Source organism: Pseudohongiella sp. (genome assembly GCF_040877505.1).
Lineage (GTDB): Bacteria > Pseudomonadota > Gammaproteobacteria > Pseudomonadales > Pseudohongiellaceae > Pseudohongiella.
In genome coordinates, this window is the sequence record NZ_JBBDNQ010000040.1 from 35,263 (window position 1) to 58,952 (window position 23,690).

The 23,690-nt window shown below is 56.8% G+C and carries 23 protein-coding genes; 22 read left to right on the forward strand and 1 reads right to left on the reverse strand.

Features of this window, described 5'->3' with window-relative positions:
- Positions 1–2 precede the first annotated feature (2 nt).
- The 11 genes from WD071_RS14375 (at position 3) to WD071_RS14425 (ending at position 10,312) form a co-directional block, all read left to right on the forward strand.
- Entirely contained in the window at positions 3–1,220 is a 1,218-nt protein-coding gene (locus tag WD071_RS14375; protein WP_368049087.1) for an NADH:ubiquinone reductase (Na(+)-transporting) subunit B, read from the forward strand.
- Complete coding sequence (locus WD071_RS14380; RefSeq protein WP_368049088.1) at positions 1,210–2,001, forward strand: Na(+)-translocating NADH-quinone reductase subunit C; 792 nt, start codon at positions 1,210–1,212, stop codon at positions 1,999–2,001. The genes WD071_RS14375 and WD071_RS14380 overlap by 11 nt, the downstream gene beginning before the upstream one ends.
- Positions 2,002–2,013: 12 nt before the next feature.
- Positions 2,014–2,676, forward strand: coding sequence for an NADH:ubiquinone reductase (Na(+)-transporting) subunit D (locus tag WD071_RS14385; RefSeq protein ID WP_368049089.1), 663 nt, complete (start codon positions 2,014–2,016; stop codon positions 2,674–2,676).
- Positions 2,676–3,284: an NADH:ubiquinone reductase (Na(+)-transporting) subunit E gene (nqrE, locus tag WD071_RS14390; protein WP_368049090.1), complete on the forward strand. Its 609-nt coding sequence runs from the start codon at positions 2,676–2,678 to the stop codon at positions 3,282–3,284. The genes WD071_RS14385 and nqrE overlap by 1 nt, the downstream gene beginning before the upstream one ends.
- A gap of 43 nt (positions 3,285–3,327) precedes the next feature.
- Positions 3,328–4,554 (forward strand): NADH:ubiquinone reductase (Na(+)-transporting) subunit F, encoded by a 1,227-nt coding sequence (gene nqrF / locus WD071_RS14395; protein ID WP_368049091.1) that lies wholly within the window; start codon positions 3,328–3,330, stop codon positions 4,552–4,554.
- 127 nt (positions 4,555–4,681) lie between these two features.
- On the forward strand, positions 4,682–5,746 hold the full coding sequence (locus tag WD071_RS14400; RefSeq protein WP_368049092.1) for an FAD:protein FMN transferase: 1,065 nt from the start codon (positions 4,682–4,684) through the stop codon (positions 5,744–5,746).
- 50 nt (positions 5,747–5,796) lie between these two features.
- Positions 5,797–5,979, forward strand: coding sequence for a (Na+)-NQR maturation NqrM (nqrM, locus tag WD071_RS14405; protein ID WP_368049093.1), 183 nt, complete (start codon positions 5,797–5,799; stop codon positions 5,977–5,979).
- Positions 5,980–6,042: 63 nt separating this feature from the next.
- Complete coding sequence (sthA, locus tag WD071_RS14410; RefSeq protein WP_368049094.1) at positions 6,043–7,428, forward strand: Si-specific NAD(P)(+) transhydrogenase; 1,386 nt, start codon at positions 6,043–6,045, stop codon at positions 7,426–7,428.
- Between the two features lie 30 nt (positions 7,429–7,458).
- Positions 7,459–8,490: an NAD(P)H-dependent glycerol-3-phosphate dehydrogenase gene (locus WD071_RS14415; protein ID WP_368049095.1), complete on the forward strand. Its 1,032-nt coding sequence runs from the start codon at positions 7,459–7,461 to the stop codon at positions 8,488–8,490.
- Between the two features lie 81 nt (positions 8,491–8,571).
- The gene (locus tag WD071_RS14420; RefSeq protein ID WP_368049096.1) at positions 8,572–9,336 is read left to right on the forward strand and encodes a DUF4389 domain-containing protein; all 765 of its coding nucleotides are present in this window, start codon (positions 8,572–8,574) and stop codon (positions 9,334–9,336) included.
- Positions 9,329–10,312 carry a DUF4892 domain-containing protein gene (locus WD071_RS14425; protein WP_368049097.1) on the forward strand — a complete coding sequence of 328 codons (984 nt, stop codon included), beginning with the start codon at positions 9,329–9,331 and terminating at the stop codon, positions 10,310–10,312. Before WD071_RS14420 ends, WD071_RS14425 begins: the two co-directional genes overlap by 8 nt.
- A 40-nt stretch (positions 10,313–10,352) precedes the next feature.
- Here the strand turns inward: WD071_RS14425 and folE are convergent, their stop codons facing one another.
- Entirely contained in the window at positions 10,353–10,901 is a 549-nt protein-coding gene (gene folE, locus WD071_RS14430) for a GTP cyclohydrolase I FolE (protein ID WP_368049098.1), read from the reverse strand.
- Between the two features lie 135 nt (positions 10,902–11,036).
- Here folE and prmB point away from each other — a divergent pair, with 135 nt between their 5' ends.
- The 11 genes from prmB (at position 11,037) to accD (ending at position 23,688) form a co-directional block, all read left to right on the forward strand.
- A complete protein-coding gene (prmB, locus tag WD071_RS14435; protein ID WP_368049099.1) occupies positions 11,037–11,936 on the forward strand; it encodes a 50S ribosomal protein L3 N(5)-glutamine methyltransferase in 900 nt (299 codons plus the stop codon).
- A 93-nt stretch (positions 11,937–12,029) separates the two neighbouring features.
- Entirely contained in the window at positions 12,030–13,118 is a 1,089-nt protein-coding gene (aroC, locus tag WD071_RS14440) for a chorismate synthase (protein WP_368049100.1), read from the forward strand.
- A gap of 62 nt (positions 13,119–13,180) precedes the next feature.
- On the forward strand, positions 13,181–14,623 hold the full coding sequence (gene leuC, locus WD071_RS14445; protein WP_368049101.1) for a 3-isopropylmalate dehydratase large subunit: 1,443 nt from the start codon (positions 13,181–13,183) through the stop codon (positions 14,621–14,623).
- Positions 14,624–14,702: 79 nt separating this feature from the next.
- Positions 14,703–15,371: a 3-isopropylmalate dehydratase small subunit gene (gene leuD / locus WD071_RS14450; protein WP_368049102.1), complete on the forward strand. Its 669-nt coding sequence runs from the start codon at positions 14,703–14,705 to the stop codon at positions 15,369–15,371.
- A 12-nt stretch (positions 15,372–15,383) separates the two neighbouring features.
- Positions 15,384–16,403, forward strand: coding sequence for an aspartate-semialdehyde dehydrogenase (locus WD071_RS14455; RefSeq protein WP_368049103.1), 1,020 nt, complete (start codon positions 15,384–15,386; stop codon positions 16,401–16,403).
- 73 nt (positions 16,404–16,476) lie between these two features.
- Positions 16,477–19,029 (forward strand): FimV/HubP family polar landmark protein, encoded by a 2,553-nt coding sequence (locus tag WD071_RS14460; RefSeq protein ID WP_368049104.1) that lies wholly within the window; start codon positions 16,477–16,479, stop codon positions 19,027–19,029.
- 21 nt (positions 19,030–19,050) lie between these two features.
- Positions 19,051–19,866 (forward strand): tRNA pseudouridine(38-40) synthase TruA, encoded by an 816-nt coding sequence (gene truA / locus WD071_RS14465; RefSeq protein WP_368049105.1) that lies wholly within the window; start codon positions 19,051–19,053, stop codon positions 19,864–19,866.
- Between the two features lie 122 nt (positions 19,867–19,988).
- Positions 19,989–20,627, forward strand: a complete 639-nt coding sequence (locus WD071_RS14470) for a phosphoribosylanthranilate isomerase (protein WP_368049106.1) — start codon at positions 19,989–19,991, stop codon at positions 20,625–20,627.
- Positions 20,614–21,846: a tryptophan synthase subunit beta gene (gene trpB, locus WD071_RS14475; RefSeq protein ID WP_368049107.1), complete on the forward strand. Its 1,233-nt coding sequence runs from the start codon at positions 20,614–20,616 to the stop codon at positions 21,844–21,846. The genes WD071_RS14470 and trpB overlap by 14 nt, the downstream gene beginning before the upstream one ends.
- Positions 21,847–21,875: 29 nt before the next feature.
- Positions 21,876–22,697: a tryptophan synthase subunit alpha gene (gene trpA, locus WD071_RS14480; protein ID WP_368049108.1), complete on the forward strand. Its 822-nt coding sequence runs from the start codon at positions 21,876–21,878 to the stop codon at positions 22,695–22,697.
- A 97-nt stretch (positions 22,698–22,794) separates the two neighbouring features.
- Positions 22,795–23,688 carry an acetyl-CoA carboxylase, carboxyltransferase subunit beta gene (accD, locus tag WD071_RS14485; RefSeq protein WP_368049109.1) on the forward strand — a complete coding sequence of 298 codons (894 nt, stop codon included), beginning with the start codon at positions 22,795–22,797 and terminating at the stop codon, positions 23,686–23,688.
- Positions 23,689–23,690 lie beyond the last annotated feature (2 nt).

A 23,690-nucleotide genomic window follows, 5' to 3' on the forward strand; every position in this document is an offset into this window, starting at 1 on the left:
ACATGGGTCTGCGCAAAATACTCGATGATTTAGCGCCGCAGTTTGAAAAAGGCGGCAAGTACGAAAAGATGTATCCACTGTACGAGGCAGTGGACACCATCTTTTACAGCCCGAGCAAGGTCACTGTGGCCGGTTCTCACGTGCGTGACGGTATCGACCTGAAACGCATCATGATCACGGTGTGGCTGTGTGCGTTCCCGGCCATGTTCTACGGCATGTACAATGTCGGCTATCAGGCCAACATGGCGATCGTCAACATGGGCCTGGAAGGGCTTGATGGCTGGCGTGGCGCGATTCTGGGCATGCTGGCGGGGAACGATCCGGGCAGCATCTGGGACAACTTCTGGTACGGTGCGGTGCACTATATTCCCATTTATGCCACGGTGTTTATCGTCGGCGGGTTCTGGGAAGTGCTGTTCGCCATCAAGCGTGGCCACGAAATCAACGAAGGTTTCTTTGTCACCTCCATCCTGTTCTCACTGATTGTGCCGGCATCGCTGCCATTGTGGCAGGCGGCGCTGGGTATCACCTTTGGTGTCATCGTGGGTAAGGAAGTGTTTGGCGGTACCGGCAAGAACTTCCTCAACCCGGCGTTGACCGGACGGGCTTTCCTGTTCTTTGCCTATGCCCCGCAAATTTCCGGTGACTCGGTGTGGACCGCTGTAGATGGTTTCTCCGGCGCGACAGCGCTGAGTCAGATTGCCACGGGCGGTCTGCCGGCACTGATGGCGGCAACCGGCGAACAACTGACCTGGATGGATGCATTTATTGGTCGCATGCAGGGCTCCATCGGCGAAGTGTCGACACTGGCGATTTTCATTGGCGCGGCGGTGCTGCTGATCACGCGGATTGCCTCCTGGCGTATCATGCTGGGTACCTTCCTGGGCATGGTGATCTTCTCTACGCTGCTCAATCTGATCGGTTCCGATACCAATCCGGCGTTCGCCACGCCCTGGTACTGGCACCTGGTCCTGGGCGGTTTCGCCTTTGGCATGGTGTTCATGGCCACCGACCCGGTGTCGGCGTCCATGACCAATACCGGCAAATGGGTATTCGGCATCCTGATTGGTTTTATGGTGGTGATGATCCGTGTGCTCAACCCGGCGTATCCGGAAGGTATGATGCTCGCAATTCTGTTCGCCAACCTGTCCGCACCGCTGATCGACTATTTTGTTGTGAAAGCCAACATCAAACGGAGGATTGCCCGCAATGTCGTCTAATGTGAACTCCGTAAAGAACACGCTCAAGGTCGCTCTCGGCCTGTGCGTGGTGTGTTCGATCGTCATCTCCAGCGCTGCTGTTATTCTCAAGCCCATGCAGACCGCCAACGAGATACTGGATCGCAACAAGAACATCCTGATTGCCGCCGGTCTGTTTGATCCGAACGTGAATACCAACGCAGACGTGGAGGCGATGTTTGCCGAATTCACGCCGCGCATGGTGGATCTGGATGAAGGCCGTTACCTGACAGAAGAAGAGATGCAGAGCCTGGGGCTGGATCCCCAGACCTACAATCAGCAGACGGCAAAGAACGACCCTGAGATCTCTGGAGCGCTGGGTGGAGAGGAGGACATTGCATCGATTCGACGGCGTGCCGATTATGCCACGGTCTACGTGATTCAGAATGACCAGGGTGAATACCAGAGCGTGGTTATCCCGGTCAGTGGTTATGGCCTGTGGGGCATCATGTACGGTTACCTGGCGCTGGAAAGTGACGGCAACACCATCCGTGGTATCGGGTTTTATGATCACCAGGAAACGCCGGGGCTGGGCGGTGAAATCAGTAACCCGCGCTGGCAGGCGCAATGGCCTGACAAAGAGATTTATGATGAAAACAATGAAGTGGCATTCCGTGTGGTAAAGGGCGGCGGCCAGGGTGTACATCAGGTTGATGCCCTGTCGGGTGCGACGCTGACCAGTCGGGGTGTTGAGAACATGATTGAATTCTGGCTCGGGGAACGTGGTTTTGCGCCTTTCCTGCGTAACGAAGTGCGGAGCTGAGGGGACTAGACGATGTCGATGAACAAAACAATTCTGATTAAACCGATTTTTGTGGAAAACCCGATTGCCCTGCAGATCCTGGGGGTGTGCTCGGCGCTGGCGGTGACCACAAGTTTGTCAGTCACGCTGGTGATGTGTGTGGCACTGACCAGCGTAGTTGCATTTTCCAACCTGTTTATTTCCATGATTCGCAACCACATGCCCAGCAGCATCCGGATCATCATCCAGATGACCATCATCGCCTCGCTGGTGATACTGGTGGATCAGGTGCTGCGGGCCTTCGTGTACGATATCAGCAGGCAGCTCAGTGTGTTTGTGGGCCTGATCATCACCAACTGCATCGTCATGGGCCGTGCCGAAGCCTTCGCCATGAAAAATCCGCCGATACCCAGTTTTATCGATGGTATCGGCAACGGGCTGGGTTACAGCGTAGTACTGATCGTAGTCGGTACCTTGCGCGAACTTTTCGGTTCGGGCACGCTGCTCGGCTACACCATACTGCCCAGCGTGGCCAATGGCGGCTGGTATCAGCCCAATGGCCTGATGCTGCTGGCGCCAAGTGCCTTCTTCATCATCGGTTTCTTCATCTGGATTCTGCGTAACAAGTACAGTGAGCAGGTCGAAAAGGATGAATTCGCCATGGCGCCGCATACGGCTGAAGGGGGAGCACACTGATGGAACATTATCTGAGTCTTTTTGTCACCGCCGTGTTTGTGGAAAACATGGCGCTTATGCTGTTCCTGGGCATGTGTACATTCCTGGCGGTATCCAAGAAGGTAGAGACTGCCATCGGTCTGGGCGTTGCTGTTGTGGTCGTGCAGACCATCACGGTGCCGGTCAATAACCTGATTTTCCATTACCTGCTCAAGGACGGCGCGCTGGCCTGGGCCGGCATGCCTGATGTAGACCTCAGCTTCCTCGGCTTTCTGTGCTACATCGGTGTCATCGCAGCCATGGTGCAGATCCTGGAAATGTTTCTGGACAAGTTTGTGCCCGCGCTCTACAACGCGCTGGGTGTGTTTTTGCCGCTGATTACGGTCAACTGCGCTATCCTGGGTGCCTCATTGTTCATGGTTGAACGTAGCTACACCTTCCCGGAAAGCGTGGTGTACGGTATTGGCGCCGGCTTTGGCTGGGCGCTTGCGATTGTGCTGCTGGCGGGTATTCGCGAAAAAATGAAATACAGCGATGTGCCGGCGGGTCTGCGTGGTCTGGGAATCACGTTTATCAGCACCGGCCTGATGTCACTGGGCTTCATGTCTTTCAGTGGTCTGACGCTTTAAAGCATTTTGTAACCCACGTTGAAGTGAAAAGGTTTCAGAAAAAATGGATATCACAACGATAGTAGCTGGCGTACTGATGTTTACCGTCGTGGTAATGTTGCTGGTCATGTTGATTCTTGCCGCGCGTGCCAAACTGGTCAGTTCCGGTGATGTAAAAATCGAGATTAACGGTGATCCGGACAAGTCAATTACCGTAGCGGCTGGTGGTAAGCTGCTCAACACCCTGGCCGATGCCGGCATATTTCTGTCATCTGCCTGTGGCGGTGGTGGTACCTGCGCGCAGTGCAAATGCCAGGTGCTTGACGGCGGCGGCTCCATGCTGCCAACCGAAGCCGGCCATTTCACCATGGGTGAAGCCAAGGACAACTGGCGCCTGTCCTGCCAGGTCGCGGTCAAGCAGGACATGAAGATTGAAGTTGATCCGGAGTTTTTTGGCGTCAAGCAGTGGGAATGTGAGGTTGAGTCCAATCATAATGTGGCGACCTTCATCAAAGAACTGGTATTAAAAATACCGGAAGGCGATAGCGTCGATTTCCGTGCCGGCGGTTATGTGCAGCTGGAGATTCCGCCGCATGAAGTGCATTACAAGAATTTTGATATTGACGAACGTTTTCGTGATGACTGGGAAAAATTCGGCCTGTTTGATCTGAAATCAAAGTGCAATGAAACCACCATCCGCGCCTACTCCATGGCCAACTATCCGGAAGAGAAGGGCATCATCAAATTCAATATCCGGGTCGCATCACCGCCACCACGCACCAATCACCCGCCCGGCATCATGTCGTCCTACATCTTCAACATGAAGCCCGGTGACAAGATCAAGGTGTTTGGTCCCTACGGTGAGTTCTTTGCCAAGGATACCGACAATGAAATGGTCTTTATTGGCGGTGGTGCCGGTATGGCGCCCATGCGTTCACACATCTTTGATCAATTGCTGCGACTGAACAGCAAGCGCAAGATTACCTTCTGGTACGGTGCCCGCAGCAAAAAAGAAATGTTTTATGTTGAAGATTTCGACAAGCTTGCTGCAGATCACGACAATTTTGAATGGCATGTTGCCTTGTCTGAGCCACAGCCGGAAGACAACTGGACCGGTTATACCGGGTTCATTCACAACGTGGTGCACGATCAGTATCTGAAAGATCATGAGGCGCCGGAAGATTGTGAATACTACATGTGCGGCCCGCCCATCATGAACGCTTCCTGTATCAAGATGCTGAAAGATCTTGGCGTGGAAGATGAGAACATCGCACTGGATGAGTTCTCCTGATTCCTAGCGTGTCACCCGGGTGGCACAGCAACGGGGTCCAGGATGTTTGCCGGGGGAGCAGAAGTGCTGTGTTGACAGCCCTGCTCCCTTGTTCGTTTTTAACGTGTGCATTGGCCGGAGCAGCCTGTTGAAATACCTTCGTCGTTACAGTTTTACCCTGGCTTTTCTGGCGCTGTTTCTCGCCTGGATGTGGTTGCGACGCGAAGCAACAGACCAGGTGTATCAGCTCAGTGGCAACACCATGGGCACCGGCTACACAGTGCTGGTGACAAGGTTTCCGGATGAAGTCCCGGACCATGAGCTGGCCGAAGGTATAGAACAGCGACTGCATCGCATTGACCGGGAGCTGATGTCGACCTACGCACCGGAGTCGGAGTTATCCCGGTTCAATCGAGCGCCTGTCGGGCAATGGATGGATATCTCCCCTGAACTTGCCGATGTGATGGCACAGGCGCAGACGATCAGCGACCTGACAGGTGGCTATTTTGATGTCACCGTAGGGCCGTTGGTTGATCGCTGGGGCTTTGGACCGCTGCAGGAAATGGCCGATTCATCCCGCATCCCGACAGATGCAGAGATCGAACAGTTGCGTGAGCGGGTGGGTTATCGCCACCTGGAAGTGAACCAGCAGCCGCCACAGTTGAGAAAACTGCACGATGTGCGTGTTGACCTCAGCGGCGTTGCCAAAGGCTATGGCACTGATGTCATCGCCGACTATCTGGAGTCAGTGGGACTGGACAGCTATTTTATCGAGATTGGCGGCGAACTGCGCGTCCGCGGCGTAAAGCCGGATGGCAGCAGCTGGGTACCGGCGATTGAGCGGCCTACCCAGGGCGCACCCGAGGTGCATGACATCATTGTCCATGACGGCCAATCGATCGCTGTTGCCGGATCAGGCGATTATCGCAATTATTTTGAACAGGATGGTGTAAGATTTTCTCATGAGATTGATCCGTTCACTGGGCGCCCGATTTCGCACGATCTGGCTGCCGTCTACGTGATTACGGATACCGCCGCCATGGCGGACGCATGGTCGACCGCGTTTATGGTGATGGGAGCTGAGCGCTCCGAAGCATTGGCGCAGCGCCTGGACCTGGCCGCTTATTTTATTACCAAGCGCAATGATGGCGAGGGTTTCGACAGCCGGTTTACCCCGCAGTTCGCCCGCTATCTGTCGAATGAAGACGATTGAGCAGACAGGTACACTGATAATCAAGCTGACTGTAATCTGGAGAAGTGAGTATGACAACGTTGATCGCAAGTTTTGTCATTATGCTGATGGTCGTGGCTGGCATGGCAATAGGCGTATTGTTTGGCCGCGAGCCCATAAAGGGATCCTGCGGCGGTCTGAACAACGCCGGTGTGGATGCAAGCTGTGAACTGTGTGGCGGCAACCCGGCCAAGTGCGACGAGGTTTCTAAGTAGTCGCCATAAAGAGTCAGAAGCAGTAGCAAGTGACAGGCACAAATAAAAGGAGCAGTAACACTGATGGCAAAGAATTCCTACGATATCATTGTGGTCGGCAGTGGACCGGCCGGCGAGTCAGCAGCAATCAACGCGGCAAAACACGGCAAACGGGTGGCGTTGATTTCTGACCGCGACAGGGTAGGAGGCAATTGCACGCACCTGGGCACCATTCCATCCAAAGCCCTGCGTCATTATGTCAAACAGATCATGCAGTTTCGCTCCAATCCGCTGCTGCGCGAGTTTGCCACTCTTAAAAAACCCAGCTTCCAGGAGATCATGTGCCACGCGGATCGGGTCATTGACGAGCAGGTGTATCTGCGCAGCAATTATTACGAAAAAAATGATGTCGACGTGATTCAGGGGCATGCCACGTTTCTGGATGCACATACCATCAAGCTGGGCCCCAAGGGGCCAACGCTGAAAGCGGATTATTTTATTGTCGCCACCGGTTCGCGACCGTACCGACCTGAAAGTGTTGATTTCACGCACCCGCGTCTGTTTGACAGCGACAAGATTCTCACGCTGGATCATTCCCCGAAAAAAGTCACGGTGATCGGGGCCGGTGTCATTGGTTGTGAATATGCATCGATTTTTGGTGGCATGGGCTGCAAGGTTGAGCTGATCAACCCCGCCGATTCGCTGCTGTCCTTCCTGGACTGGGAGATTTCCGACGCACTGAGTTATCACTTGCGCGATATTGGTGTGCGCTCTCGCCACAATGAAGAATATGCCTCCATCGACTACAACGACAAATACGTTGTCACCCACCTGGCATCGGGTAAAAAAATCAAAAGCGACATCATTCTGTGGGCCAACGGCCGGGCCGGTAACTCCGATGGCATGGGCCTGGAGAAGCTGGGCATCGAAATAAACGCGCGCGGTCAGGTGCAGGTCAACGAGCGCTATCAAACCGCGCAGGAGAACATTTACGCCGCCGGCGATATCATCGGCTGGCCCTCGCTGGCCAGTGCGTCTTACGACCAGGGCCGTGCTGCCTGCAACGCCATTGTTGACCCGGATGAGTTTGTTGCCATTGACCGGGTCGCCTCGGGTATCTATACCATTCCCGAGATCAGTACCCTGGGCAAGACCGAACAGGAACTGACCGCCGCTCAGGTGCCTTATGAAGTGGGTAAAGCCTTCTTCAACAACACCGCACGCGGCCAGATCACTGGCGAACAGGTAGGCATGCTGAAGCTGATTTTCCATTTTGAGACGCTGGAAATTCTTGGTATTCACTGTTTTGGTGACCAGGCCTCGGAGATTGTCCATATCGGCCAGGCCATCATGGAGCAGCAGGGTGCCGCCAATACCATGAAATATTTCCTCAATACCACCTTCAACTACCCGACCATGGCAGAAGCCTACCGCATCGCGGCGCTGGACGGCCTCAACCGGGTTTTCTGAACACGAACAGGATTTAGCGGGAGAAAGGACATGCCCACGCAAACCGTCAGCGTGCTGGGAGGTGGCAGTTTTGGCACGGTCATCGCCAATATCGTCGCCGGTAACGGCTACAAAGTGAACTTCTGGATGCGTAACCAGGACCGCGTCGACGAGGTCAATCGCACCCGGGAGAATCCGCATTACCTGCCAGGCTACACACTGGATGACAACGTGCATGCCACGGCGGATATCGAGCAGGCCGTCAGCGGCAGTCGGCTGGTGTTCGTCGCCGTCCCCAGTGCCTATTTTCGGGCTGTGGTGAAACAGATGTTGCCGGCCCTGACTGCGGATACCATCTTGATCAGCACCACCAAAGGTATTGAGGCAGGCAGCTTTCTGCTGATGAGCCAGGTCATGCGCGAAGAGGCGCCGGATGCCCGCATCGGTGTGCTCAGTGGCCCCAACCTGGCCGGTGAGATTGCCAATCGTAACCTGGCCGGTACGGTGATCGCCAGCGCTGACGAGATGGTCCGTGATCGCGTTCGCGACGTACTGAAGTCAGAGTATTTTCGGGTGTACACCAATGACGACATGTTTGGTGTCGAGCTGGGCGGGTCATTAAAAAACATCTACGCCATCATTGCCGGTCTCGCCTCAGCCATGGGCATGGGGCAGAACACCAACGGCATGCTGATCACACGCAGCCTGACGGAAATGGCGCGGTTTGGCCGGGAGATGGGGGCTGATCCGATGACATTTCTGGGACTGTCCGGCGTTGGTGATCTGATTGTCACCTGTTCATCTTCGCTGAGCCGCAATTTTCGTGTAGGCTTTGCCCTGGGGCAGGGCAAGTCCCTGCAGGAAGCAGTGGCCGAAACAGGGCAGGTTGCCGAAGGCGTCAACACCCTGAAGCTGGTCAAGGAAAAAGCCGATCAGCTGGGCATTTACATGCCATTGGCATCGGGACTGTATCAGATTGTTTATGAAGGCAAGCCGGTCAGCCAGGTAATTTCAGCACTGATGCTGGGCGAAGGCGCGCTGGATGTCGAGTACGAGGCACACCGAAGCAAAACGCTGAATTGACAGGTACCAAACGACAGGTACCGCACAACGTACAACGTAGGGTCAGTTTGGCGATAAAAAATCACAACAGGAGCCTGGGATATGACTGACGAATATGTGGAAAACCTGAAGAGATCTTCAGCGTGGATGCGGGTGTTGTTTATGGCCGGCTTTGTGCTGGCGCTTTATGTCGCCGGTGTCATTCTGCTGGTGCTGATGCTGGCGCAGATTCTGTTCAGTCTGATTACCGGTGCCGACAATGATAACCTGCGTCGTCTGGGTAGCAGCCTGACTGTTTATGTCTCGCAGATCCTTACGTTTCTGACCTACAACAGCCACGACAAACCTTTTCCGTTCGCGTCCTTTCCACTGGCCGCTGACGACGAGCTCGCAGATGTTGCCGCTGCTGACGCAGGTGTGTCCCGGTCCCAGCCCCAATCCCAGCAGCCCCAGACCCAGCCAAAGCCGCAATCCCGGTCGACACGGCGCAGTGCTGTGGCTGCAACGCCGGAGGCAGGCACAGAGACGGCAGCAGAGTCCGCCGCCAAAGTGATGGCTGAATCGGCGGCCAAACGGGCGAGCAAAGCCGGCAGCAAAACGCCCAGGGCCGTTGCGGGCAAGACGAGCACCGGGCAAGCGGCTGCAAAAAAGCCGACGGCTAAAAAGAGCGCTGCCAGTGCCGGCACCAAATCCGGTACCAAGACCGGCACCAACACCGGTACCAAGACTGGCAAAAGCACAGCCAAAAAAACCGGTACTACCGCACAAACCGGGACTGCCACTTCCTCCTCCGCCGGCGCCGCGACCGATGCAGTCCCGGAGATGGGCGTTACCGATGTGGTCAACAAGCAGGCCAAAGATGTTTGATCGTTATTTCCCGCCGTCATGGTTGAGCAGAGCAGTATCATTGCGCGTTTTCGGGTTTGTGCTGCTGGTGCTGGGCCCGGCCCCGGCGAGCCTGGCTGCTGATGTTGCCGGGTCATCCGACTATGCAGGTTTTGAACGCTTTCCCGGCGCCACCATTGTTGACTACCGACAACAGGCATCAACCGTGTATAACCTGCCGCTGGGTCGTATGCAGCGCGCTGCCGGTACCGTCGCGCCCAGTCAGGCTGAACGCTTTCAGGGACATTTGCGCCGAATCACCTACGAAATACCGGATGGTTATCCGGACGAAGAGGTCTACGGTTTTTATCGCGATCAATTGCTGAGTCAGAACCAGCGGGCCCTGTTCAGTTGCCAGGGCAGGGGCTGTGGCAGCAGTAATTTCTGGGCCAACGATGTGTTTGGCAATCGCATTCTTTACGGACCCGAAACCAGTCAGTTCTATCTGGCCAGTACCTACCAGGGTGTCCGTGACGGTGAAGACGTTAATGGTTATGCGGCATTGTATGTGGTGACGCGCGGCAACCGGCGCATGTATGCACACATTGATTTTCTGGAATTACCGGCACAACTGGCTGCCGAGCAACGCGAAGGTCTGGATGCCACGCCGCAGGCACTTGAACAGCGCCTGATGCGCGAACGTGCTGTGGTCATCACCGGCCTGGGTTTTGATGCCAGCGATTCACTGATCAATGATGAAGGTATCGCCCAGATTGTGGATGTCCTGCAACGCAATGCCCTGCTCAATGTGTACATCGTTGGCCATCTGCAGGATGACGACCCGCTGGAGACACTGCAGGCGCGCTCAGCGCAACGGGCAGAGGCGGTATTGAATCGCGTGGTGGCCGAAGGCGGCATTGACGTCGACCGTTTGCAGGCTCATGGCCTCGGGCCGCTGGCCCCGTATTGCCGTCCCGGGCCCTGTGGTCAGCGTATTGAGCTGGTGATCCGGCCATGACCAGGGCTAACACCAGGGCCAGGACCGCACGGGCAACCCGTCAACGCTGAATCAACGATAAAAATTCATTGCGTGTATTCTGGCTGCTGCGGAAAGCACCCAGCATGCATGAGGTTGTCATCACCGAGTTCTGCTTCTCCACACCGCGCATCATCATGCACATATGCTGGGCCTCGATAATCACGGCAGCGCCGGCGGCACCGGTTTTGTGAATGATCACCTCGGCAATTTCCTTGGTCAGGTTTTCCTGGATCTGCAGGCGGCGGGCGAACACGTCCACGATGCGGGCAATTTTCGACAGCCCGATGACTTTGCCCTTGGGCAGATAGGCGACATGACATTTGCCGATAAAAGGCAGCATATGATGCTCGCACATGGAATATAATTCGATATTCTTGACGATGACCATCTCTTCGGAATCGGACGGGAACATGGCATCGTTGATAACGGTGTCGATGTCCTGCTGGTAACCCCGGGTCAGGAACTGGATTGCCTTGGCTGCACGCAGGGGCGTGTCACGCAGGCCGGGTCGTGACAGATCTTCACCGATGGCAGTGATGATTTCCTGGTAGGCAGTTTCAATGGTCATGGCGGTTATCCGATCCTGTGGTACTGGTAAACAGTGTCTTAAAAAATGGAGACATACCGTACGATATCGCTGCGCAAGCGTAAAGTTATTTTTAGTGCTGCCGCTGAAAACGGGCGAGCAAGCAGGGAGCCAGTGATGTCAATAACGCCAACGATGAATGTACAGACATGTGTGGAGCAGGTTTGCGTCGGGTTCGAGAGCGCCGACCTGTATTATGGACACGGTACCGATAATGCCTGGGACGAGGCGGTCTACCTGGTGTTTACCGTGCTGGGGCTGCCTTTTGGCCATGATGATGACAGTCAGCGGGCGGTCGCGCAACGGACAGTCAGTGCAGATGAGTGGCAACATATCAATACCCTGGCGCAGCGTCGTGGAACGGAACGTCTGCCCATGGCATACCTGCTGGGCGAAGCCTGGTTTGCCGGTTTGCCGTTTCACGTCGATGAGCGTGTGCTGGTGCCACGCTCCCCGATAGCGGAATTGATCGTGCAGCAGTATCAACCTTTACTGGCCGATGCGCCGACGCGGGTGCTCGACCTGTGCACCGGCAGTGGTTGTATCGGTATTGCCACGGCGCTGGTCTTTGCCGATGCGCAGGTCGATCTGGCCGATATCTCCGGAGATGCGCTGGCTGTGGCGCAGAAGAATATCGAACGACACGGCGTGCAGGCGCGGGTAAGAACCGTGCACTCCGACCTGTTCTCCGGCGTAGACGGAGACTATGATCTGATCGTCTGCAATCCACCCTATGTGTCTGCGCAGGAAGTGGCAGAACTGCCGCCTGAATATCACCGCGAACCCGTTCTGGGGCTGTTATCTGACGAGGATGGCCTGGCGATTCCGCTGCAGATTCTCAGGCAGGCTGCCACGTATCTGAGCCCCGGCGGGGTGCTGGTGCTGGAGCTGGGGTATACCTGGCCTTTGTTTGACCAGCGATATACACAATTTCCGGTTACCTGGCTGGACTTTGATGGTGGTGGTGAAGGGGTGCTGGCGATCGGTCGCGATGCGCTGATTCGTGCCGAACGCTGAATTCGTGTATAATTTGCGCCTTTTCGACGCGCTGGAAGCCTTCAACGATGTCCGTTAATACACAGTCCGTTAATAAACAGCCCGGGAATACGCATGTCTGGTAATACCATAGGCAAACTGTTTACTGTTACCAGTTTTGGCGAAAGCCACGGGCTGGCGCTGGGCTGTATTGTGGATGGTTGTCCGCCCGGTCTGGAGCTGTCGGCCGAGGATCTGCAACGCGATCTTGATCGTCGCAAGCCGGGTCAGTCGCGCTTCACCACCCAGCGCAAAGAGGCCGATGCAGTCAGGATCCTGTCCGGGGTATTTGAAGGCAGAACCACCGGTACGCCCATCGGGCTGATGATAGAGAATACTGATCAGAAGTCAAAAGACTACAGTAATATCAAGGATATATTCAGGCCGGCTCATGCTGATTATACCTATCAACAAAAGTATGGCTTCCGCGACTATCGCGGCGGCGGGCGCTCCTCGGCCCGGGAAACCGCCATGCGTGTGGCCGCCGGTGCCATCGCCAAGAAGTACCTGGCGCAGCATTTTGGTATGCAGGTGCGGGCTTACCTGAGCCAGCTGGGGCCCATCAAGGCCGAGCAGTTTGACTGGGATCAGGTCGAACAGAATGCGTTTTTCTGCCCTGACGCCGGCAAGGTGGCAGAGATGGAAAGTTATATGGCGGCGCTGAACAAGGAAGGTAATTCCATCGGTGCCAAAATTTCCGTGGTGGCGTCGAAGGTGCCTGTCGGCCTGGGTGAGCCGGTGTTTGATCGTCTGGACGCGGATATTGCCCACGCGCTGATGAGCATCAATGCCGTCAAGGGCGTGGAGATTGGCGCCGGGTTTGATTCGGTCAGCCAGAAGGGCACCGAGCACCGCGATGAGATGACGCCGGACGGGTTTCTGTCCAACAATGCCGGTGGTGTGCTGGGCGGCATTTCCAGCGGTCAGGATATTGTGGCGCATATTGCGCTGAAGCCAACGTCCAGTCTGCGCCTGCCGGGTCGCTCGATTGATGTTGCGGGCAATGCGGTCGAAGTGGTGACCACCGGCCGTCATGATCCCTGCGTCGGCATTCGTGCGGTGCCGATTGCCGAAGCCATGCTGGCCATTGTGCTGATGGATCATCTGTTGCGGCATCGGGCGCAGAATTTTGATGTTCGCTGTGAAACGCCAAAAATATCATAAAGATAAATATTTAAGTTAAAGTTAATAATTCGTTTTTGACAGTATAAATCCGGGAACTATTCATGGCTGGAAAAACCTTGTACGACAAACTCTGGGATTCACACCTGGTCAAACAGCGTGATGACGGCACTGCGTTGATTTACATCGACCGGCAGCTGATTCACGAAGTCACCTCGCCCCAGGCCTTTGAAGGACTGCGTCTGACCGGACGCAAGCCGTGGCGTGCCGATGCCAATCTGGCCACGCCGGATCATAATATTCCGACCACCAAAAGCGAACGCAGCCGGGGTCTGGAAGGCATCATGGATCCAGTGTCACGCATTCAGGTGCGAACCCTGGACGACAACTGCCGTGAATTCGGCATTCTGGAACTGGACATGAACGATGAGCGCCAGGGCATTGTCCACGTGGTCGGGCCGGAGCAGGGTGCCACACTGCCGGGCATGACCATTGTCTGCGGGGACTCCCATACCTCCACGCACGGTGCGTTGGGTGCGCTGGCGCATGGTATCGGTACCTCCGAGGTCGAGCACGTGATGGCGACCCAGTGTCTGATCCAGAAAAAAATGAAGAACATGCTGGTTCGTGTTGACGGCAGGCTCAATCCTGGCGTCACGGCCAAGGACATTGTGCTGGCCATTATTGGCGAAATCGGCACTGCCGGCGGCACCGGCTACACCATCGAATTTGGTGGCGAGGCGATCCGGTCATTGAGCATGGAAGGGCGCATGACCATCTGCAACATGGCGATCGAGGGCGGTGCGCGCGCAGGCCTGATTGCTGTTGACCAGACCACGGTGGATTACATCAAGGGCCGTCCGTTTGCACCCAAGGGTGACATGTTCGACAAGGCAGCCGAATTCTGGCTGCAGTTGGTGAGTGACGAAGATGCGCATTTTGACCGCGTGGTGGTGCTCGATGCCGCGGATATCATCCCGCAGGTTACCTGGGGTACGTCACCGGAAATGGTGGCACCGGTGACCGGTGTGGTGCCTGACCCGGACCAGGAAAAAGACAGTGGCCGCGCCGAGAGTATCCGGCAGTCGCTCAAGTACATGGGCCTGAAGCCCGGCACCGCGATCCGTGACATCAAGCTGGACGTGGTGTTTATCGGCTCCTGCACCAACTCGCGCATCGAAGACCTGCGCGCAGCGGCGGCCGTGGTCAAGGGGCGCAAGGTTGCCAGCACGATTGAGCTGGCGCTGGTGGTGCCCGGTTCCGGTCTGGTCAAGAAGCAGGCGGAAGCCGAGGGGCTGGACAAGATTTTCATCGAAGCAGGCCTGGAATGGCGTGAGCCGGGTTGCTCCATGTGTCTGGCAATGAATGCTGACCAGTTGCCCGCGGGCAAACACTGCGCCTCAACGTCCAACCGCAACTTTGAAGGGCGGCAGGGATTTGGTGGTCGCACGCACTTGGTGAGTCCGGCAATGGCGGCAGCAGCGGCCATCCACGGCCATTTTGTTGACGTGCGGGACATTCTGCTGGATTCAGACCGGGCCCATTGACCTGGCCGATTGACCAGAACCCGGGGGCAGCACGTAGTGCGCCGCCCCGGGCACAGTAACCGAATTCGAGACATCTGATATGAAAAAATTTAGTGTACATACCGGCCTGGCATTGCCGCTCGATCGCGCCAATGTTGATACCGATTTTATTATTCCCAAGCAGTTTCTGAAATCAATCAAGCGCAGTGGTTTTGGTGTCAATCTGTTTGATGAGCACCGTTACCTGGACAAGGGTGAGCCCGATGCCGACAACAGCCAGCGGCCGCTGAACCCGGACTTTGTGCTCAACAAGCCGCGTTACCAGGGGGCCAGTGTATTGCTGGCGCGGGAAAATTTTGGTTGTGGTTCCAGCCGTGAACACGCGCCCTGGGCGCTGGACGATTTCGGTTTCCGGGTGCTGATAGCGCCCAGTTTTGCTGATATTTTCTTTAACAACTGTTTCAAGAACGGCATTCTTCCCATTGTTCTGGATAAGGAAACTGTCGATCAGTTATTCAAAGAGGTAAATGCCGCCGAGGGTTACACATTGACTGTGGACCTGCCGGCGCAATCCATCACCAGGCCCGATGGCAGCACCATCGCGTTTGAAGTGGATGCATTTCGTAAACACTGCCTGCTGAACGGTCTGGACGATATCGGCCTGACCCTGGAAGACGCCGATGCCATCAGTGGCTTCGAAAGCCAGTGGCGCAAAAAGTCGCCGTGGTACTTCACCATTCCGGGCGCGGACTCACCAGGCACGAATTAATAGGGAGACAACATGAAAAAGTTTAACGTAGCAATCGTAGGCGCCACTGGCGCCGTGGGCGAAACCCTGATCAGTATTCTGGAAGAGCGCAACTTTCCGGTCGGCGAACTGTTTCCGCTGGCCAGTGAGCGTTCTGCAGGCAGCACCGTCATGTTCCATGGTAAGCCGGTAACGGTGCAGAATCTGGCAGAGTTCGATTTTTCTCAGGCGCAGATCGGGCTGTTTTCTGCCGGTGGCAGCATTTCGGAAATGTATGCCGAGAAAGCAGGCAAGGCTGGTTGTATTGTCATCGACAATACCTCTCACTTCCGCCGTGATGAAGATATTCCGCTGGTGGTGCCCGAGGTGAATCCGGAGGCAATTGCGCAGTACACCAACCGCAATATCATCGCCAATCCGAACTGCTCCACTATTCAAATGCTGGTAGCGCTGAAGCCGATTCATGACAAGGTGGGCATTACCCGCATCAATGTGTCGACGTACCAGGCGGTATCAGGCACCGGCAAAGAGGCCATTGAAGAGCTGGCCGCGCAGACGGCTGCCCTGCTCAACGGCAAGGACGTGGAATGCAGCGTTTATCCCAAACAGATTGCCTTTAATGCATTGCCGCACATTGATGTATTTCTGGACAATGGTTACACCAAGGAAGAGATGAAAATGTCCTGGGAAACCAAAAAAATCCTTGATGAAAGCATCGAAGTCAACGCCACCTGTGTGCGTGTGCCCGTGTTTTTCTCGCACTCGGAAGCGGTGCATCTGGAGACGCGCGCACCGATCACGGTGGAAGAGGTTCGCGAATTGATGGCCAGGGCGCCGGGCGTCAAACTGATGGATGAGCGCAAGGATGGCGGTTACCCCACGGCAGTGGGAGACTCTGCCGGCAAGGATGACGTGCTGGTGGGTCGTATCCGCAAGGACATTACCCATCCCAATGGCATCGATATGTGGATCGTGGGTGACAATGTGCGCAAGGGTGCTGCACTGAATTCCATCCAGATTGCCGAGGTGTTGATAAAAGACTACTTATCATGAATACTTGCGAGGGTCAGGGAGTAATCCCCAGCCCTCGCCGTGACTGCCTCAGAACCGGATTAAGGAAAATGCTATGGTTAAAAGGCTGATGCCGATATTCTCTGCGTTGCTGCTGTTTGCAGCCGCGCAGATCCATGCGCTCAGCCTGGGGGACATCACCCTCGAGTCGGCCACCGGTGAGCCTTTGCAGGCCAGCATTGAGTTGATGGACAGCGAAGGTCTGTCTGCCGCCGACATTTCCGTCATGGTGGCGTCTGCTGCCGATTTTCAGCGCTTTGACGCCGAGCGAATTGCCGCCCTCGACAGTCTGCGCATCGATGTCGAGTTTGCTGATGGCGTGCCCGTACTGCGCATCAGCAGCCCGGTCAGCATTGATGAACCTTTTCTCAACCTGATTCTGGACACACGCTGGCCCGCCGGCCGGGTGCTTACCGAGTATACCCTGCGCCTGGAATCGCCCGCCTTCAGCGCGCAAAGCACTCAACAGGTCAGCGCCGCGCCGGTGCAGTCTGTCTTTGAACCGGTGGCCGAGCCTGAAATCGATTCTGTTGCCGACGACGCCAGCGCGCCGCCAGCATCGGCACAATTGGCCGCAGCAACCGGGGCTGATGCCGCCACCGCCGACGCTGGCCCTGGTACCACCACCAGCACCGCCCCGGCGGCCGCCGGACAAAACGAACCGGCGCAGATTGCGCCGGCCGCAGCACCCGACGATCTTGCCAACGCCAGCACGCTGACAGTCAATGCGGGAGACACGTTATGGGAACTGGCGCTGCGCGCCCGGCCGGATGACTCGGTCAGTGTCCAGCAAACCATGCTGGCTCTGCAGCGCCTGAACCCCGATGCGTTTCAGGGCAACAATATAAACCGGGTCAAACGTGGCGAAGTGCTGCGCGTGCCTGAGCTGAACGAGATCCGTCGCCTGGCAGCGGCAGAGGCGATTGCGGCAGTAACCCGCCAGAACCGCGAATTTGCCCAGCCCGGCACGGTTGGCAGAGAGCCGGTTACGGCTGGGCCGGATGCTGCTTCCGGTGGTGCGGCGCAAGGGGAGCTGCGGGTTGTTACCGCCGATGACGACACGGACGATTCCGCCGATGCGTCGGCATCAGCGGCCAATACCCAGTCAGCGGAGCAGGATATTGCGCGCAACGACGAACAGCTGGATGCGCTTGAAGACAGCCTGGCGCTGCGTGAAGAGGAACTCGATCGTCTTGATCTGGAAAACAGTGAGCTGAATACACGGCTGGCCATGTTGCAGCAGCAGATCGCGTCAGCGCAGGAAATCATCCGTTTGCGTGATCTGGAGCTGGCGCAACTGCAGCAACAGCTGGCGGAAACCGAACCGGCGGAAACCGAAACAGATGGAACCACCCGCGACGAGCAGACCACCACAATCACCATGGCACCTGATGCCGGCCCGGTAGAGCGTTTCTTTAACCTGCTGATCAGCAATACCTGGGCCTTGCTGGGGGCAGCGGCGGTGCTGGTCCTGCTGCTGGTGCTGGTATTGATGCGTCGCAACCGCGCGACAACAACCGGCGAGCAGCGGGCGCAGCGCGAAAATGACGATATGCCACTGGGCGAGGAGAGCGACGATGAACTCCTGTTCTCCGGGGTTGCAGCGGCCGCAGCAGCAGCGGAGGAAGCTGACAACGAAGACGCTCCCGCTGATGATGAACGCCTGGATGAAAGCGTGGATGGACGCGAGGATGAGAGCCTGGATGAAGGCCTGGATGAAGGCCTGGTCGAAAGCCCGGATGAAAACCCGGACCCCGCCAATCCCTCAGCGCAGTGGACCGAGGATACTGTCTTTAACGATGAGTTCGCTCTGGACGATACGCTGGAGATGGATCCGGAAGCCGATACGACTACCGATGCTGACACTGATGCTGATGAAGGTCCGGACTGGGGTGATACCGAGGACATGGATCTGGACGACGAAACAGATGATGACGACGCCGTGGCGGATAACGCCGGTGCCGACGATGCATTTGCCAATCGTGCAGCTGACGATAATGAAATTGCCAATAACGAAGCGGGTGATGACGACGCGCCGGGCATCGACGACGATGACGATCTGAGCTGGCCTGATGCTGCTGACAGCGCCACCGCCACTGATGCCACCGATGCCGATTATGACCTGTACGATGAAACGGTTGACGAGGTTGACTCAGCAGCGGTTGATACGGCACCGGCGAGTGAGTCCGTTACCGAACCCTCGCCCGAGCCCCGAGCTGACGAGTGGACTGACCAGGATTCTGACAGCGGCCCCGACCAAAAGCCCGAAGCAGACACAGGCTCAGACACAGACACAGAGACAGAGACAGGCCCGGCAGCTACAGATGACAGCAAAGCCGAAGCCGACGGTGACCGGGATGAAGACAGGGCGGATGATTTTGATGATCTGGCCTTTATTTCCAACGAAGACTCCTTTGATGATGAGGACGACGACGAAGAGCTTGCCTTCCTGTCTGACAGCGACGAAGCAGCCACCAAACTGGACCTGGCCCGTGCATACATCGATATGGGTGACAGCGACGGCGCCCGTGAAATCCTGGCTGAAGTCGTGAAAGAGGGCACCGAAGCCCAGCGCCGTGATGCCGAATCCCTGCTGGAAAGGCTCTGACATCTCGCCTGACAAACAATCATGACTGCAAGCACTCCTGATACCGTCCTCACGCGCATAGCGCTCGGCGTTGAATACAACGGCGCCGCTTTTCACGGCTGGCAGCGCCAGTCGACACCGGCCATCGCCACTGTGCAGGGCACCCTGGAGCAGGCGCTGTCGCGCATCGCCGATCACCCCATTAGCGTCAATTGTGCCGGTCGCACCGATGCCGGTGTCCACGGCACGGGCCAGGTTGTGCATTTTGAAACCCCGGTAGACAGAGGTGAAAAAGCCTGGATCCGCGGCACTAACAGCCACTTGCCCGCGCAGGTCAGAGTGCAGTGGGCACATGTGGTCAGCGATGATTTTCACGCCCGCCATTCCGCGCTGAGTCGGCGCTATCGCTATATTATCTATACCGGTGCCGTCCAGCCCACCGCCCTGATCAAGCAATTGACCTACGTTAATGTGCCGCTGGATGTGACGCGCATGCATGAGGCGGGTCAGCACCTGCTGGGGGAAAATGATTTCAGCGCCTTTCGCGCTGCCGGCTGTCAGTCGCGTACGCCCATGCGTTGCATTAACGAGATTAAAGTCAGCCGCCAGAACCAGTTTATTGTGCTGGAAGTGGAGGCTAATGCGTTCCTGCTGCATATGGTGCGCAATATCGCCGGTGCCTTGCTGGAAGTGGGTGCCGGGCGCCGGTCACCCGACTGGGTCGGGCAGGTGCTGGCCACCCGCGATCGCAGTCAGAATGCCATAACCGCCAGGCCTGACGGCCTGTATCTGGTCAACGTGTCCTATCCGGCGCGTTATGGCTTGCCGGTGCTGCCGCCGGGGCCGTGTTTTTTGTAGCCGATTAACGTCGATTCAGCGTGCTTTCTGTAAGCAGCGTGCGGCAATCTCTGATAAAATCCTCCGCCTTGTATTTCATCGCAGCCGCATCAGGCGGTTGTCTGACTGGGACGGGAGATCCGGTGCAAAGACGTACCCGCATAAAAATCTGTGGTATCACACGGCCGCAAGACGCACGCCTGGCCGCCCAGCTGGGCGCCGATGCGCTGGGTCTGGTGTTTTATGCCGACAGCCCCCGGGGTCTGACCTTGCAGCAGGCACAGGAAATTCGTGCGGCGGTCCCCGCGTTTGTCAGCGTGGTGGGTCTGTTTGTCAATCCTGAGCGTAAACAGGTGAGCGATGTGCTTGATCACCTGCGCCTGGATTGTCTGCAGTTCCATGGCGACGAAGCCCCGGAATTCTGCCAGTCATTTGATCTGCCTTACATGAAGGCTGTTCGTGTGCGCTCCGGCACCGATCCTTTGCCTGCCATCAAGCTGCATCAGCAGGCATCCGCCATTCTGCTGGATTCCTTTGATCCGGAACAGGCCGGCGGCACCGGTAAAAAGTTTGACTGGACGGTGGCCCGCCACTGTGTCGATCGCAGCTCGCTGCCCATTGTGCTGGCGGGCGGCCTGAATCAGGACAATGCAGTGCGCGCCATCAAGGAAGTTCACCCCTGGGCACTGGATTTGAGCAGTGGGGTGGAAAAAGAGCCGGGTATCAAAGACCCGCAACGCTTACAGGCATTTTTCAACGAGGTAAATCGTGTCCGTATCTGAGACAGTCACAACACCCGAACAGGATCTGTTCAGCGGTCCCGACCTGGCAGGCCACTTTGGCCGCTACGGCGGGGTATTTGTCGGCGAAACCCTGATGGCTGCAGTGGAAGAGCTGGATCAGGTATATCGCAAGCTGTCGCAGGACCCCAAGTTCTGGCAAGAGTATGACCGCGACATGAAACACTATGTCGGTCGTCCGTCGCCGCTGTATCTGGCTGAGCGACTGACTGCCAAATGCGGTGGTGCCAGGATCATTCTCAAGCGTGAAGATCTGAATCATACCGGTGCGCACAAGATCAACAACACCATTGGCCAGGCACTGCTCGCCAAATTTATGGGCAAGCCACGCATCATTGCCGAAACCGGCGCCGGTCAGCATGGTGTGGCCAGTGCCACCGTTGCGGCGCGTCTGGGCCTGGAGTGTCATGTCTACATGGGGGCGGAAGACGTCAAACGTCAGGCGGCCAATGTTTATCGCATGAAACTGTTGGGCGCCAACGTGATTCCGGTGACGTCCGGTTCGCGCACATTGAAGGACGCGCTCAACGAAGCGCTGCGCGACTGGGCCACCAATGTGGATTCCACTTATTACATCATTGGCACCGTGGCCGGGCCGCACCCGTACCCCATGCTGGTGCGCGACTTCCAGGCCATCATCGGCCGCGAAGCCCGCGCCCAGTCGCTGGAAGAATACGGCAAGCTGCCGGACGCGCTGGTGGCCTGTGTCGGCGGTGGTTCCAACGCCATTGGCCTGTTTCATCCGTTTTTGCGGGACGCTGAGGTTGCTATGTATGGTGTTGAGGCCGGTGGTGATGGCGTTGAGACCGGTCGCCACGCGGCACCGCTGTCGGCCGGCAAGCCCGGTGTTCTGCACGGCAACCGCACCTATGTGATGAGTGACGAGCGTGGCCAGATCGTGGAAACCCATTCCGTGTCCGCCGGTCTGGATTACCCCGGTGTAGGGCCTGAGCACTCATGGCTGAAGGACATCAAACGCGTCAACTACGTGTCGGTGACCGATACCGAGGCGCTGGATGCGTTTCGTATGCTGACCCGTCTGGAAGGCATCATTCCGGCACTGGAATCCGCGCACGCCATCGCCTACGCCTGCAAACTGGCGGCAACCATGGCGCCGGAGCAGACCATCGTGGTTAACCTGTCCGGTCGTGGTGACAAAGACATTCATACAGTGGCCGATATTGACGGCATTACCATTTAAGGAAAGCCAGCGAGGCTGAAAGGAAAAAGATGAGCCGGATAAAATCGTGTATGGCGGCCACCCATGCCGCTGGACGCAAAGCCCTGATTCCCTATATCGTGGCCGGAGATCCCGACCATGACACCACGGTCAGCCTGATGCACCAGTTGGTGCGCGATGGCGCCGATATCATTGAACTGGGCATGCCCTTCAGTGATCCGTCCTCCGATGGTGCTGTTATCCAGTTGGGTGCGGAGCGCGCCCTGCGTAACGGCGCAGGTCTGGACACGGTGTTTTCCGTGGTCAGTCAGTTTCGCCAGCAGGACAATAAAACCCCCGTTGTGCTGATGGGTTACCTTAATCCTGTGGAAATCATGGGTTACGAGGCCTTTGTGGAGCAGTCGGCGCAGGCTGGCGTGGATGGTCTGTTGCTGGTGGATCTGCCGGTCAGCGAAGCGGAAAGTCTGCTGGCACTGACCCGTCCGCGGGACATTGATGTGGTTTTTCTGGTAGCGCCCACCACCACCGACAAACGTATCGCAGCTATCTGCCAGCACAGCTCGGGGTATATCTATTATGTGTCCCTGAAAGGTGTCACCGGCGCCGCCATCAGTGACACCGGCGACATCGGTCGCCGGGTGGAAGGGCTGCGCAGCCAGACCGACCTGCCCATCATGGTGGGTTTTGGTATCAAGGACAATGCCTCGGCGCTCGCCATGGCTGCGGTCAGTGACGGTGTTATTATTGGCAGTGCGCTGGTACAGAAGATCGGTGAACTCAGCGACAGCAAGGCGCGTGATGCCGGGCGTATTGCCGACAGTACTGCGCTGATAGCCTCCATTCGGCAGGCGCTGGACGGGGCATCGGCCTGAAAGCTGGCGCTAAACACGGTGCCGACAACAGTATCAGGTAAAAACCCGCCGGAAATGTTATAGTTGGCAACAGAATTAAGCAGGACAGGACCAAACTATGAGCTGGATTAACAAGATCCTCCCATCGATTCGAAACAGCAACACCAGCACCGAAGGCGCAGGCAAGCAGAACGGCAAACAGAAATCCAGCGTGCCCGAAGGGCTGTGGAAAAAATGCCCGCGCTGCGAAGCTGTGTTGTACCGGCCCGACCTGGAACGCAACCAGGAAGTATGCCCCAAGTGCGATCACCATATGCGCATAACCGCGCGTCGGCGCCTGGAGCTGTTTCTGGATGCAGAAGGGCAGCAGGAATTATTCACCGATATCGAGCCGGTGGATATTCTCAAGTTCAAAGACCTGAAAAAGTACAAGGATCGGCTGTCGGCGGCGCAGAAAAGCACCGGCGAGCGCGATGCCCTGATTGTGGTACAGGGCAAGGTGATGTCGATCGACATGATTGTGGCGGCCTTTGAGTTTGGCTTTATCGGCGGTTCCATGGGCGCCGTGGTCGGCGAAAAATTTGTGCAGGCGGTCAACAGCTGTATCGCCCAGCGCCTGCCGTTGGTGTGCTTCTCCACCAGTGGTGGTGCCCGTATGCAGGAAGCCCTGATTTCCCTGATGCAGATGGCGAAAACCTCAGCTGCACTGGAGCGTCTGCGCGAGAACGGTCTGCCCTTTATTTCCGTGCTGGTTGATCCGGTCTACGGTGGGGTGTCAGCCAGTCTGGCCATGCTTGGCGATATCAACATTGCTGAGCCGCGCGCCCTGGTCGGGTTCACCGGACCTGACGTCATACGCCAGACAGTGCGTGTCAAATTGCCCGAAGGTTTCCAGCGTGCCGAATTCCTGCTGGAACATGGCGCCATCGACATGATCTGCCATCGTAAAGAGATGCGCGATACCGTATCCGGCCTGGTCGGCAAACTGTTACAACTGCCACCGGCAGCCTGACA